We start from the raw sequence: 15056 nt of genomic DNA on the forward strand, positions 1-15056 counted from the left end.
AATGATCTTTTTCTGATCTCATTGTACATTTCCTAATACAGCGTGTCAATGGTATGTGAGATATTCTTACAGCAATTTTCTTTCACGCATAGTTTGAAGTGCCATCAAAACGCCATATTTAACATGTGAATAGGTTAATCCACCTTGCATATAGCCAATATAAGGAGCTCGTATAGGCGCATCTGCAGATAACTCCAAGCTTCCACCTTGTATAAACGTACCTGCAGCCATAATAACAGGATGTTCATAACCTGGCATATCCCATGGCTCTGGTACCACATGGCTGTCCACAGCCGCAGCGCGTTGTATGCCCTGAACAAAGGCAATTAAGTGTTCTGGTCCATCAAAGGAAACCGCCTGAATCAAATCTGTACGAGGCTCATTCCACGCTGGCTTTGTCTCAAAACCGCAACGCTGAAATACGGATGCAGCAAAAACACTCCCTTTTAAAGCTTGTCCGACAGTGTGCGGAGCCATAAACAACCCTTGATAAAGCCCTCGAATTGTTCCTAACATAGCCCCTACTTCACCACCTATGCCAGGAGCAGTTAATCGATAAGCTGCCAGTTCCACGAGATCCTGTCGGCCACAGATATAACCGCCCGTCTCAGCAATGCCTCCACCTGGATTCTTAATTAAGGAGCCAGCCACTAGATCTGCACCAACTTGAGGTGGCTCAAGCTCCTCAGTAAACTCACCATAACAATTGTCTACGAAGACAATCACTTCCGGTTTTAATACCTTTACCTTCGAAGTCATTTCACCAATTTCAGCTACCGTGAAAGAAGCACGCCAATCATATCCTCGAGATCTTTGGATACCAATCACTTTAGTATTTTCGTTAATAGCGAGAGCTACCTCATCCCAATCGATCTTACCATCTGCTGTAAGAGCGACCTCTCGATAAGTAATTCCGAAATCTGCGAGAGAACCTGTCCCATCCCCTAGGTGACCAATCACCTTATGTAAGGTATCGTACGGACGTCCTGTGATGTATAGCAGCTCATCTCCTGGACGCAGTACTCCAAACAGGGCTGTTGATATGGTATGTGTTCCTGAAGCGAAATGCGGGCGCACCAGAGCAGATTCCGCACCAAAAACGTCAGCATAGACAAGATCCAGCACTTCACGGCCACGGTCATTATACGCATACCCCGTTGAACCGGCAAAGTGAAAATCACTGACTTGATGACGCTGGAATGCTTCTATAACCTTCCACTGATTCTTATCTACAATACGATCAAGGGCTTTGACAGCGCCTTCTATTTCAACTTCTGCGGCCTCTGCCGCGCTCAAAATATCCTCTGCAAAAACTACCATTCGTTCTTATTCGCTCCTTACATTTACTTGCCATCATAATGACAGAAAGCGGCAGTAAACTGACGCTTTCTAGATTAGCTATTATTTTATACCTATAAACGAAGCATTTCACTTTAGGAATGACTGACAAGATTACTGCTGGTCTACAAAATCAGCAAGCATGTAACCCCATTTTTCATAATCCTCTTTATTAAGACGAACGTTATAGAGCACATCGTTCTCATCATAAGTTGTTTCCAAAACCTCTCCCACCCTGTAGAGCAAGGAAGAAATATCTCCCCGGTCTCCGGGAATGCGGAAATTGAGTGTGTCGCCAGCCAGTTCATCGGCGATCATATCGGTAATTCGAGTTAAATCTTCAGGATTAAATGCACTGATCTTCAAGTACCCTGTACCTGTAGGCAACATTTCCAGTTGCTCAGGCTGACATAGATCAATTTTATTAAAAAGTACGATTTGCGGAGTACCAGATGCACCTAGATCCTGCAAGATGGATTGGACAATCTCCATCTGCTCCTCACGCATTGGCGAAGAGGCATCCACCACATGTAGCACCAGATTGGCCTCATTCACTTCCTCCAGCGTTGCACGGAAAGATGCGACAAGATCATGCGGAAGATTCTGAATGAAGCCTACAGTATCCGTAAGCACAACTTCTTTACCACCTGCTAGCTCAAGTACACGAGAAGTAGGGTCCAGTGTGGCAAACAACTGGTTTTCAATATAGACATCCGCATCGGTTAGTTGCTTAAGCAGCGTTGATTTCCCTGCATTCGTATACCCAACAAGTGCGACTTGCACCGCTCCTGCCTTGCGGCGACGCTCCCGATGCAGCTCACGAGTCTTAACAACCTCATCCAGCTGGCGTTTCAGCTCTGTAATCCGATCACGAATATGTCGGCGATCGGTTTCCAGTTTACTTTCACCCGGCCCCCTGGTACCAATTCCTCCACCTAGTCTGGATAAGTTCTTCCCCTGGCCGGAAAGCCGAGGTAACAGATAGGACAATTGTGCCAGCTCTACCTGAATAATTCCTTCTCGCGTCTTCGCACGCCCCGCAAAAATATCCAGAATAAGCTGCGTCCGGTCAATAATCTTAAGATCCAGAGCCTCCTCAAGGTTCCGTACTTGGGCTCCGGACAATTCTTGATCAAAGATAGCTGTATTAGCGCCGAGAGCATCTGCAGCCATCCGTAGCTCTTCTACTTTACCTTTACCAATAAACCATCTAGAATCAGGCGTTTCCTTGTTTTGACGCAGCACATCCAGAACTTCAACTCCAGCCGTTTCAGCTAATTGTACTAATTCCTGTAGTGAAAGCTCCGGATCAATTCCGGTTCTTTTAATTTTATCTGTGACGAGACTTACCAATATCGCCCGATCTTGTACATCTGTTTCCGTATCATGCGTAGTTATTGCCATGTATGTCATGCTCCTTATGACGGTGATAGTATCCTGTAGTTCATAATTTGAAATCCTCAGTTCGAAGCGTCATTAATTCCTGCTTGCCAGGGCTGGTACTTTCATACTGGTTTAACAGTCTTACAGCCTGACCCCGAACAGCTTTCTCAATGGCGTTGCGAACATACCGCGCATTACTGAAAGCATGAAGACTCTCCGTCTTCTCTACTAACAAATGCTGCTTTAATTTGAGTATCGCCTGTGGCATCAAAATATAGTCGCGATCTTTAGCCATCAGTTCAGCAATTTGCAGCAGTTGATCGATCGTATAATCAGGAAATTCCACCTGTATCGGAAACCGTGAAGGCAATCCGGGATTGCTCATCAAAAAATACTCCATCTCTCCAGAGTACCCTGCTAAGATAAGTATAAATTGACTGCGATGATCCTCCATGGCCTTGACGAGCGTATCAATCGCTTCTTTTCCAAAATCCTTTTCTCCACCGCGAGCAAGGCTATAAGCCTCATCGATAAACAAAATACCGCCCAAAGCCTTTTTTACCAGGTCGCGAGTCTTCTGTGCAGTATGACCGATGTATTCTCCTACAAGGTCGGCTCTTTCCACCTCAATGAGATGTCCTTTGGTCAGTACACCCATACGCTGGAACAGCTTAGCTACGATTCTAGCCACGGTTGTCTTGCCAGTTCCGGGATTCCCTTTAAAAACCATGTGATAAGCTTGCCCGCCGCTTGCAAGGCCTGCCTCAGTTCTCATTTGAGCAATCTGTAACAAGGCGTAGATTTCAAAGACTAGCTCTTTGATATTGTCCAGACCCACTAAACCTTCCAATTCTTGCGTTAACTCTTGGAACAGGCTAGTGTGGCCGTGATTTTTGGGAGGTACCGGCCGACTCTCTCCAGAAGGGTTAGTTATAGCCGGAGGCTCTTGACTCCGCAATACAATATTGATTTGTCGGGACGGTCTTTCTTCCTCCCGTCCACTGGCCGCTGCTACGCGTCCGCTCATCGGTATCACCTCATTATCCAGGGCTGACTTCTCTAATCAAGTCTATTCCAGTAAATGAAGTGTTATTAGAAGATTCGGGATTTTTTGGACAAATCACAGGAATAGCTGCTGAAGCTTCCATTTCGTATAGGCAAGAACCTCACGTGTTTTATGTCTTGTCATCGATAGAACGGTGGATTCTGTAAGTCCCAGCTCAGAATTCACAAATCCAAGCTCGTCAGCAATTTCATGAGCCCGCCACCCATGATAAGTATGCGTAATGATTATTGTCGAAGACAAACCCTCACGTCCCATAATCTCTTTACTAAACAAAAGATTCTCGTAAGTGCTGGTAGCTTCATTTTCTACGTAAATGGCGCTATCTGGCACGCCTTTAGCAACCAAATAATTACGCATTCCTTGAGCTTCGGTGTATTGTAAATCAGGTTTATCTAAACCACCAGATACAATAAGATGCGGGAACATTCCTTCTTGAAAAAGCTTCAGCCCGTAATCCAGCCGTTCCTTCAGACCAGGGCTAGGCTCATCCCCCCACATCGACATGCCAAGAATGATCCCAACATCCGCCTTTTGCATAGGATCTGTCGTGGCAGCTTTGTTTATATTGTTTAACGCATAAGCACACCACAACAATCCAGCAATTACAATAAACGCTAAAGCAACAAACAACGTTCGTTTAGTCCAGAATTTTCGTTTTTTGGAAACAATCCGAATCGGGGAAGAACCTCTTCCGTAGACGTACCATTCCATTTCTTTATTTCCTCCTGAATTCTCCATGATGAAATAATTCGGCACGATGCTTCAAAGATAGTGAGAAATAAGGGAAAGCATGAGCATCGATGCCGCGTAAAATAGTATTGGCTGTCTCCCAGGCGAGTTTATAATCACTTTCGGAAATATCTTCCCTCTCCAGCGCTTCCTCTAATTCATCCTCATCAAGCAAGAACACCTCGCCGTTCCAAAGCACAACCACATCCAGATACAAATCATCAAACCATGGAACGCCTTGGTCTGTGACACCTTGAACCTTACAGGTGTCTATGTACCATTGAATGATATTTTGCCGTTCGTCGAACATAGCCGTCACAATATAGTGACTGTCTTTGGGGAAATATTGCAGCCAGGAATAACCTTTATCCGCAATACGATATGTATGCCGTCCATAGCTCTTCCACAGTGGTTCTTTCAGCCCGTAGATGGTATAAAGCGTAATATATCCGCTGAATTCCCGGCTCTCCACATAGCGGCAGGCAAAATGGCGACGCGTAATCCGGCGCCAGTTGGCCCGGTCTCCGAATTTACGTTTCATAGAAATTACCCTCTCCAGTATGGTTTCTTCAGCTTACCACATTTAGAGGATACACTCAAAACATCCCGCAAAATACAGCAAATTTTTATCACTGATCATAATAGAAACATATGGAGTTATAAAAAAGAAGCTGTCCCATAAGTAGCATTCACTACTTTTGAGACAGCCTCAGGAAAAGAAAAGCTAACTTCATAAATTCAAAGCGTCACTATTGAACAGAAGTATCACCATTCACATTACTAGCCTCTTGATCAGGGCTTTGTGTTGCATTACCACTGTCATTCCCCGAACTTCCGCCTCCAGAAGGTACATCTGGCGGAGCGGTAGGTATCGGTGTTGCTGACGGTGGAGGCGTAGTGAACTCAGGCAAGGTTCCTGTTCCACCATTATTCCCGCTTCCATCGTTACCACCACCATTATTACCACCATTGCCATTATCCCAGCCATTATCTCCACCATTCTCAGGGGTTGGTGTCGGAAGATTAGGATCAATGGTTGGCTCAGGTGTTGGCATCTCATCCTGCACAGCGACAGTTACCACATTCGATGGTTCACTTTCTACTTGGGTTGCAGGATCGTAGGAAGTAACATAATACTCGTAAACCAGACCAGGCATAGCACTAAAGTCTCCTGCACTAGTCGTGACCGTATTTAACAGTAAACCGAAATCAGCCTCGGATGTCTCCCTACGATAAATACGATATTCTACACCTGCAACAGGAACTGCCTGCCAGCTTAGATTTACTGTCATCGTAGATGGATCATAAGCTGCAGTAAGTCCACTAACATTCTTAGCTGGCTCAGGTGTTTCTGTAGGTGCAGGAGGGATTTCATTGTCCGGCTGTGGGAAGGACTTCTTAGGAACATCCCTTAACGCTTCCTCCATCACCTTACCCCAGAATGCTGCGGCAAGCCCACTGCTATTCTTAAGCAGATGTTTCTTGCTTGGCTTGTCATAACCCATCCACACCGCAGCTGTCCATTCAGGTGTGTAGCCCACAAACCAAACATCACGGTTTGAGCTGATTCCAGAATATCCACTTTGAGTCGTACCGGTCTTACCAGCAACTGGACGATCAATCCTTGCTTTTCTGCCCGTACCACTCTCTACAACCTTTTGCATCATCTCGGTCATTTGAAAAGCCGTCTCCTGACTCATAACACGCTCAGGTGAAATATTTGCTTTGAAGACGGTCTCTCCACTACTATCAGTGATCGATTTAATGGAATACGATTCTCGAAGTTCACCGCCATTTGCAAAAGCACTGTAGGCTTGTGCCATTTCCAGTGTATTCGTTCCTTTGCTCATGCCACCGAGAGCCAATGAGAGGTTCTTGTCCTCATCTTCCAGTCCAATCCCCAATTTCTTAGCAAACTTAAATCCGGTATTCACTCCAATTTCATTAAGCAACCAGACCGAAGGAATATTCTCTGATTTCTGTATAGCATCACTCATACTGATGCTCTTGGAATACCCGTGAAGGTTAGTTGGACAGTAGTTAGAAAAACACTGCTTCTCGTTGCTTAACGTAGAATACATGTCGTACTTTCCAGTTTCCAGTGCTGGAGCATAAGCAACGATTGGTTTAAAGGCTGAACCTGGAGAACGTCGGCTGCCATTTACACGGCTGTAGCCTTTTTTCTCATAATTCCGTCCACCTAGAAGTGCGACAATGCCGCCATTCTCCTGATTCACGATGGTCATAGAACCTTGTACCAGCTCATCGTCTACACTCTTCTCGAAGTTATCACTGTCTGCAAAAGCATCCTCTACGGTTTCTTGAGCGTGCTTATCCATGGTAGTGTAAATCTTGTAACCACCAATATTCAGATCATCTTCGGATAGTCCAAACTTTTCTTCTGCTTCTTCCACTGCGAAGTCAATAAAAGCTTGATAACGCTGTTTCTTTTCAGGTGGCTTATAATTATAATCCACGGCTTGTGCTTCGTCTCTCTCTTGCTCCGTAATATAACCTTGTTCATTCATAAGCTGAAGTACTACTGCGCGTCGTTCCTTTGAAAGCTCTGGATTACGCAGAGGGTTATAACGCGACGGCCCCTTAGGCATCGCAGCCAATGTCGCAATTTCCCAAACCTTCAGATCATTCAGATTACTCTTACCAAAATATCTTTCCGATGCTGCTTTAATTCCGTAGACCGTACCCCCAAAGTTTATTCGGTTCAGGTACATCGTAATGATCTCTTCTTTAGATTTCTGGTTCTCCAATGCTACAGCAATGGACACCTCAGTGGCTTTACGGAAAAATGTTTTATCCCGTGTCAAAAAGATGTTTTTGGCCAACTGCTGAGTAATGGTACTACCACCTTCTACCATGCTGCGTGCAGCAATATCTTTTACCGCTGCCCGGCCGATTGACCATAAATCCACACCAGAATGCTCAAAGAAGCGTTTATCTTCTGTAGCCACAAAGGCATTGATCAATAACGGTGGAATCTTCTCATACTCTACAGGATCACTTTTCTCAAGCGATAATTCACCGATTAAATTAGCATTGCGGTCATATACTTTTGTCGTTTCATTAACAGTTAGCTTATCTTGGTTCTCTAGGAGTAGTTTTTGCCCATTCAGCATAATGAACAGATAACCGCCAAGCGCACAGAAAATGGCCAAAGCTGTAGCAAAGAACAAGCTCCACAGCACACGCTTTTTAGTCAAAAACTTCTTTTTCTTCTTACTTTTCGGTTTTGGTTTTGAATTGGAACTGGACGATCCTCTATTTCTATTGTTGTTCGTCCTTGATGTATCATCTCTAGACATGATGCCTCCTGACTCCCTTCCTTGAATAAATCATGTATGGACTTCTCTGAATGAAAAGAACAACCTTCTCAGGTTGCTCTCTCACACTCTATTCAAACGATTTATTAACAAGAAAGGTTTCACTTCAATTTTGTTAATGTTATTCTTCGTTACTATTGTCCTGCATAAGCGACACACTGCGCTGTGGTGTAAAGGTGGAAATCGCGTGCTTATACACCATTTGCTGGCGTCCATCACTGTCAATAACGATTGTAAAATTGTCGAATGCTTTAATAATTCCCCGGATTTGAAAGCCGTTGGTCAAATATACTGTAGCAGGGATATTTTCTTTGCGTAGTTGGTTCAAGAATGTATCTTGGATGTTAATGGACTTGTTCATATGACGTACCCCCAATGGTTCAATTATATTGTTCAGAAGTATATTCAAGACCTGAGAGAAACTTTCCTGCTATTATAGCACGTATTTTCGAGAAATTCTCAGAAAAGTTTTGCTCACCTTCGACATCGATCCACTCGATTTCCTTCATGTGGCGAAACCATGACAACTGTCTTTTGGCGAATCGGCGAGTATCGCGTTTAAGCAGTATCACAGCCTCCTCAAGCGTCAGTTCCCCTGCGAGGTAAGCGGCAATTTCCTTGTAGCCCAATCCCTGCATGGACACAAGGCTTCTGCTGTAGCCGTTTTCCAGCAGTCCCTTCACCTCAGCAACAAGACCATCCGCAAGCATGCTATCAATTCGGTCCTCAATACGTTTATATAGTATTTTCCGGTCCATTGTCAAACCGATAAGGCATAAGTCATAGGGCGACTCCTTCTTTTGAGCTGCATGAGAAGCGGAAAGTGTGGTATTTGTCTGGTGATGAATTTCCAGTGCCCGTATAATTCTCCGACGGTCATTCGGATGCAATTTCGCTGCACTGACCGGATCAACGGCTTCAAGTCTGGCATGCAGTGCAAGCGCTCCATGTTCTTCTGCAAATTGATCCTGTTCTTTCCGGAAAGCTTCGTCAGCCACAGCTTCAGAGAATTGAAAACCGTAACACAAGGACTCAATATAGAGACCCGTTCCACCAACAATAAATGGAAGTTTCCCACGACTGCTTATCTCCTCGATAAGTCTGCTCCCTTGTTCCTGAAATTCAGCAGCAGAATATGGGTCCTGTGGATCATGAATGTCGATTAGGTGGTGAGGAATTCCCATCATCTCAGCTGGAGTAATCTTAGCTGTACCAATATCCATACCACGATAAACCTGCATCGAATCGCCAGAAATAATCTCTGCGTTATATGCAGCCGCAAGCTCCAAACTTAACCTGGTTTTACCTACAGCTGTTGGTCCTAGTAAGACTAGAACCTTATGTCTCTCTTTAGTTGTCAATGTGTATCACCCCGTACGATGTTTTGGAGTTGCTCCGGAGCAGCTCTGTAAAGCCCAGCCTCTCGAATTCGCCGCTCAGAGCCTTTTCTTTCAAAAGAACAGTTTTACGAGCAACTCTCACTGCCTCAGCTACACTCTCTGGTGATAACGCTGCACGATTAGCAAACTGCCGCAACGGGGAAATCGAAGCTGAACCAGTCAGTGGCACGCGGAACATCGGATCGAAGTACACAATATCTATACTTCGATCCGGTTGCGCACGTAAGTAGTCTAAATGTTCACTATGCACGACATTAATTCTACGCAAGGCCTCATTTACCCTTACTTGTCCAGAGGTATAGTGCCGCATCCCTTCATAGAGCAGCGCGTACAGCGGCAATGAGCTCTCCAGAGCGGTTATCACCGAGGACTCCCCCCCATGCACAGCAAACAGCAAGGAATCAGCGCCTAGACCCGCTGTACAATCTAGTACGCTATCTCCGGGAAGCATTCGAGCAGCGACAAGCATCGGTTCTATATCACCCTTCAGAATCCGTTTCGCACGAACGAAACCCATGCTTGGGTGAAACTCCATTGGCTCCATCCCTAAACGGTGTAAACGAACGGCTTCTTGAGAAATAATTAGTATATCCTCATCTCCGTAATGTTCCACCATCTTGGGTATGGAGAATTTCTCGCGTGGAGCGTATTTACAGCCCGTTCTCTCTGCGAGATGCTGAGCTCGCTCTACAATTTCCATTATCGGGCTATAACCCGTAGTTATAATCATGTTGCCTCCAGTCATACTTACAACAAATTTCTAATCGTACAATTACATCACCCGTTTGAACAATTTCTCTAAATCATAGGATGAAAAAGAAATCACAATCGGACGCCCATGTGGACAAGTATACGGCTGTCTGCATACTGCCAGACGAGACAACAACGCCTCGACTTCCTGTTCTGTTAGTTTCTGGTTGGCTTTGATGGAGGCTTTACACGAGCATAGAATAGACGATTTCTCTCGTAGCTTTGCTAGGTCAATCAATCGTTCACTCAAGACCCACTCCGCCATTTCTTCTACGATCGCTTTCTCCTCGCCTTCAGGAAACCAATACGGCAAAGATCGAATCAGAAAAGTCTGACCTCCAAAATGTTCTAGGTACACTCCAGCCTGTTGAAACCAATGTAGACGTTCACTAAGCTGACGACTTTCCGAAGGCGTGAACTCAAGCGTAATTGGCAAAAGCAGATCCTGAGAAGCGTCTTCAGGACGACCGAACTTCTCGTAAAAAAACTCGTAATTTATGCGTTCGTGAGCCGCATGTTGATCAATGAGATACAGCCCGCCGTCATTCTGAGCGATAATATAAGTCCCATGATGCTGTCCGATATAATTTAGTTCCGGGAAGGCAGGAAGCCCAGCTTCTTCCTCGCCTGGTGGTGCCCATATCGCTTGCGCAGAAAGAATCTGCTTGGGCGAGCTTAAATTCTCTTGCGGGCGATAGCTATTAGCATAATTGTTGCTTACATTATTTTGACGTCCTTGCGAAGAGAAAGACTGGTATCCTGACCCATAGGATGGAGCCGTTTCACGGGTCATCGGAGTATCAATCTGCCCCTCTTTTCTGAACTCACTGGCGCTCTGCTCAACATTTGATGGTTGTTGTCTACTAAAGGAACTACCAGATCCCTGAGGAACTGAATCCTTGCCTACCTCAGACGGTGGGGGTGCCGGAACTGACCCTTTAGAAAAAGCAAACTGCTCCTGTATAAATGAACTGCTGCCCTTTGGTCCAATGCTTTCTTTACCTGGACGCGGGATCAAACTTTGCCCTAACAACACTTTACGAATTTCTTGTTCAACAAACGTGTATAGCTCGTTCTCCTTACTAAACCGAACCTCCAGCTTAGCTGGATGAACATTGACATCCACAAGTGAAGGATGCATGTCCAGTTCGAGCACCAGCAGTGGATAGCGGTTAATCGGAAGCAAAGTATGATAAGCACGCATGATCGCTGCGTTCAGACCATTGCTGCGAATATATCGTCCTCCCACAATGGTAGTGACAGCGTTTCGATTTGAGCGTGTCCATTCCGGACGACTTATATAACCAGAAATACGATAATCCAAGTCCTCTGCCGTAATCGGCAGCATAGCCTTGGCTGCGGAGGTTCCGTACACCGCTGCGATCACTTGCAGCAGATCACCATTACCAAGCGTGTGCAGCAGCTGATTGCCATTATGATGCAAGGTAAAAGAGATTCCCGGATGGGCAAGCGCCATTCGATACATGGCATCCGATATATGACCAAGCTCTGTCTGGATACTCTTCATATATTTCAGCCGTGCCGGTGTGTTAAAAAATAATTCACGCACCGCTAGATCGCTCCCGCGGCCCGAAGGGGAATCTTCATTCCGAATTAAATTACCACCCTCAATATCAATCAGGCGTCCTTTGCCGTCATCGGCAGTAGCCGTTAGAAGAGAGACTTTGGATACCGCAGCAATACTGGGGAGTGCCTCACCACGGAACCCTAAGCTAGTGATCTGGAATAGATCACGCCCATTAGCGATTTTACTTGTGGCATGACGATAAAAGGCGGTCTCACAATCCTCAGGCTCGATCCCCGAGCCGTTATCTTTTACTCGGATGCTCTGTAAACCGCCCTCCTCCACCGAAACCTCAATCCTTGTGCTTCCTGCGTCAATAGCATTCTCAACTAGCTCCTTCACAACAGAAGCTGGTCGCTCTACAACTTCACCTGCAGCAATCTGGTTGGCAATATGCTCGTCCAATATATGAATTTTGGCCAATTTCATTCACCTCTTATTTAGGCAATCAATAATTAAAGATCCTTTGCTTTCATCTTCAGGTCGTTCAGCAGACTCATAGCTTGAAGCGGAGTCATATTCATAAGGTCTGCGTTACGCACAGAAGTGATGAATTCTTTTATCGCAGGATCCTCTTGTACTTCAGTTACTACAGCCGACTGATTCGCACTACCTTTCCGATTCTTACGCGGTTCTTCCTCGCCAAAGATAGACAGTTGAACTACTTCATCTGCTATTGATGAATAGGAGTCCGCAGGAATGCCCGAAGTTTCTGCGATGACATTTTCGGGTTGTTGGATAGATGTAGTTGCGATCTCTTTTGCAGCGGCCTGACTTTCTAGTCCACCCCCATAATGAATAGAGGAACCGCCTGGATGAGCCGCCTGCTCGATACTCTGAAGCAGACCGTAAGCACGATCAATGATCCCTTCAGGAAGCCCTGCTAGGCGTGCACAATAAATCCCATAGCTACTGTCTGCCGCTCCCGGAACAAGCTTACGCAGGAAGTTTACTTTATCCCCGCTCTCCTGTACGGCCATAGAGTAATTCTTAAGCCCCTTAAGACTTTCTTCCAAGTGGGCCAATTCATGAAAGTGCGTCGAAACTAAAGCTTTACAAGAAATGGTATCATGCACATACTCAATTACCGCTTGTGCGATCGCCATGCCCTCACTGGTCGAGGTTCCTCTTCCAAGCTCATCAATAATAATCAAACTCCTGGCTGTTGCTTTTTCTGTCATGACCTGAATGTCGGCCATTTCTACCATAAACGTACTCTGACCTCCGATCAAATCATCAGCTGCCCCAATACGTGTAAAGATTCGATCAATAAGCGGAACTTCCGCACTGGCGGCCGGAACAAAACATCCAATTTGAGCCATAATACAAATAAGTGCAACCTGCCGCATATAAGTACTTTTCCCAGCCATATTAGGACCGGTGATCAAAAGAATATTTCCTTCTTCCTTACTTAGCGTGCTTCCGTTTGCTATAAATGCCGAATCCTTTAACACAGCCTCCACTACAGGATGACGACCACCTTCAAGCCGGAGACCGTACCCATCCGATAGGACAGGTTTTACGAAGCGATGCTCGGCACTGACGGCTGCCAGACATTGATACACATCAATCTCAGCTACCTTTTCCGCAAGATTCTGCAGTCGCGGAATTTGGCCGCTGATTCGATCACGCAGTTCAGTAAACAGGCTGTACTCCAAATCTGTCATTTTATCTTGCGCTTCAAGAATCAGTGCCTCTTTCTCTTTAAGCTCAGGTGTAACAAATCGCTCTGCATTTGCAAGCGTCTGTTTACGTTCATAACGCCCTTCCGGCAACGAAGCCAGATTGGATTTGGTGATCTCTATGAAATAACCGAAGATTTTGTTATAGCCGATCTTCAGTGATTTGATACCTGTGGCTTGCCGTTCTTTCGCTTCCAGTTCGGCGATCCAACGTTTACCATTACTGCTAGCTTCCCGCAACTCGTCCAACCGGGCATGATAACCAGAACGGATAATCCCTCCGTCTCGCACGGACACCGGCGCATCTTCAACAATTGCTCGATCTATATCCTCCCGTATCTCGGCACATTCATCCATGCTAGCACCGATCTCGCGTAAGGTTGCAGATCCCGAAGTCATACATAATTCCTTCAAAGCAGGGATTTGTGCCAGCGATAGCTTTAAGGCATTCATGTCACGACCATTCGCGCTACCAAAGGCAATACGACCTACCAGCCGCTCTAAGTCATAAATTTCCTTCAACGCTAAACGCAGGTCCTCTCGAACAATAAACTGATTGTACAAATAATCAACTGCTTCTAGGCGGCGTTCGATCGGAGCGCGCTGCAACAGCGGTTTATCTATTCTGCGACGTAACAATCGCGCACCCATGGATGTTTCAGTACGGTCTAGCAGCCACAGAAGAGATCCTTTTTTAGAACGTTCTCGGACCGTCTCTGTCAGCTCCAGATTCCGGCGTGTGAAGGGATCAAGAATCATATAATTACCTGGTTCATAAGGAGAAATTTGACTAAGTTGTCCCATTGAACGCCGTTGTGTCTCGTTTAGATAGGAGATTAGCAGCGCTAGACATTGTCCACGTTCTTTCTCCAGACGAACCCATGCGGCTTCACCGAATTGTCTACGTGCCAGCTCCTCCTCACGTTTCTCCCAAGGTGTGTACACAACAGGTTTCGCCAACAGAGGCGTTTCACTACGTAAAAGCTCTAATAACGTCGGGTCCCCGATGATCTCAGCCGGTTCATAAATGCCAATCTCATCGCGCAGCCACTCTGCACCAGATAAAACTGAAGTAACATACAATTCACCTGTAGTTAAATCACATGCAGCTAATGCCATCATCCCATCACTTTCGGTTACACAAACAAGATAATTGTTGCTTTTGTCGGCAATGATTTTTCCATCCATAACCGTTCCAGGTGTCACGACACGTACGATATCCCGTTTCACCATTCCCTTTGTGACAGAAGCATCCTCTAACTGTTCACAAATAGCGACTTTATATCCTTTTTCAATCAGGCGTTGAATATAACCCTCGGCGGCGTGATAAGGTACTCCACACATCGGGATCTTCTCTGCGCCCCCGCCTTCGCGACCTGTCAACGTAATTTCAAGCTCCTTGGAAGCCAAAATGGCATCTTCAAAGAACATTTCATAGAAATCGCCCAGTCTAAAAAATAGGAAGGCATCCTTTGCCCCTTCCTTCACTTTTAAATATTGCTCAATCATCGGCGTATATTGTGCCATGGTCAACCTCCAAGCCTATTTATTGCTGTCCTCCATTATAACAGAAAGTAGGCCAAGCAAAAACGCCTTCGGCTTCCCTTTAAGGACGTTAAGCGTTTGTCCGAGAAATATAAGGATTATGTATAGGGTGAAACTTATACTTTCTTAAATTTGTACAAAGTCACCCTGCAACCGCATAGAAGTTCATTCTTCTCGGTCCTCAGACAAAAAAACACAAAATCCGACACTATTACTGAAGCTCAAAGGGTAGTACCTTTT

11 protein-coding genes are annotated in these 15056 nt (G+C 45.5%); all 11 read right to left on the minus strand.

Annotated features, from left to right (window positions below):
- Nucleotides 1-66: 66 nt before the first annotated feature.
- The gene (locus tag ACN6KS_RS16505) at nucleotides 67-1320 is read right to left on the minus strand and encodes a methionine gamma-lyase family protein (protein ID WP_094868915.1); all 1254 of its coding nucleotides are present in this window, start codon (nucleotides 1318-1320) and stop codon (nucleotides 67-69) included.
- A gap of 132 nt (nucleotides 1321-1452) precedes the next feature.
- Nucleotides 1453-2742, minus strand: coding sequence for a GTPase HflX (gene hflX / locus ACN6KS_RS16510; protein ID WP_440960064.1), 1290 nt, complete (start codon nucleotides 2740-2742; stop codon nucleotides 1453-1455).
- 40 nt (nucleotides 2743-2782) lie between these two features.
- Nucleotides 2783-3748, minus strand: a complete 966-nt coding sequence (locus ACN6KS_RS16515; RefSeq protein WP_042188887.1) for an AAA family ATPase — start codon at nucleotides 3746-3748, stop codon at nucleotides 2783-2785.
- 93 nt (nucleotides 3749-3841) lie between these two features.
- Entirely contained in the window at nucleotides 3842-4498 is a 657-nt protein-coding gene (locus ACN6KS_RS16520; protein WP_440960065.1) for a YdcF family protein, read from the minus strand.
- A 4-nt stretch (nucleotides 4499-4502) separates the two neighbouring features.
- Complete coding sequence (locus ACN6KS_RS16525; RefSeq protein ID WP_042128364.1) at nucleotides 4503-5057, minus strand: DUF402 domain-containing protein; 555 nt, start codon at nucleotides 5055-5057, stop codon at nucleotides 4503-4505.
- 208 nt (nucleotides 5058-5265) lie between these two features.
- Complete coding sequence (locus tag ACN6KS_RS16530) at nucleotides 5266-7836, minus strand: PBP1A family penicillin-binding protein (RefSeq protein WP_440960066.1); 2571 nt, start codon at nucleotides 7834-7836, stop codon at nucleotides 5266-5268.
- A 139-nt stretch (nucleotides 7837-7975) separates the two neighbouring features.
- Complete coding sequence (hfq, locus tag ACN6KS_RS16535; RefSeq protein WP_042128368.1) at nucleotides 7976-8215, minus strand: RNA chaperone Hfq; 240 nt, start codon at nucleotides 8213-8215, stop codon at nucleotides 7976-7978.
- Between the two features lie 19 nt (nucleotides 8216-8234).
- Nucleotides 8235-9215 carry a tRNA (adenosine(37)-N6)-dimethylallyltransferase MiaA gene (miaA, locus tag ACN6KS_RS16540; RefSeq protein ID WP_076283510.1) on the minus strand — a complete coding sequence of 327 codons (981 nt, stop codon included), beginning with the start codon at nucleotides 9213-9215 and terminating at the stop codon, nucleotides 8235-8237.
- Nucleotides 9205-9984 carry a class I SAM-dependent methyltransferase gene (locus ACN6KS_RS16545; RefSeq protein WP_094868910.1) on the minus strand — a complete coding sequence of 260 codons (780 nt, stop codon included), beginning with the start codon at nucleotides 9982-9984 and terminating at the stop codon, nucleotides 9205-9207. The genes miaA and ACN6KS_RS16545 overlap by 11 nt, the downstream gene beginning before the upstream one ends.
- Before the next feature lie 42 nt (nucleotides 9985-10026).
- Entirely contained in the window at nucleotides 10027-12012 is a 1986-nt protein-coding gene (gene mutL / locus ACN6KS_RS16550; RefSeq protein WP_440960067.1) for a DNA mismatch repair endonuclease MutL, read from the minus strand.
- A gap of 32 nt (nucleotides 12013-12044) precedes the next feature.
- The gene (mutS, locus tag ACN6KS_RS16555) at nucleotides 12045-14798 is read right to left on the minus strand and encodes a DNA mismatch repair protein MutS (RefSeq protein ID WP_094868908.1); all 2754 of its coding nucleotides are present in this window, start codon (nucleotides 14796-14798) and stop codon (nucleotides 12045-12047) included.
- Nucleotides 14799-15056 lie beyond the last annotated feature (258 nt).

This window comes from Paenibacillus nitricinens (genome assembly GCF_052056485.1).
In the GTDB taxonomy this organism is placed as follows: Bacteria; Bacillota; Bacilli; order Paenibacillales; family Paenibacillaceae; genus Paenibacillus_AQ; species Paenibacillus_AQ nitricinens.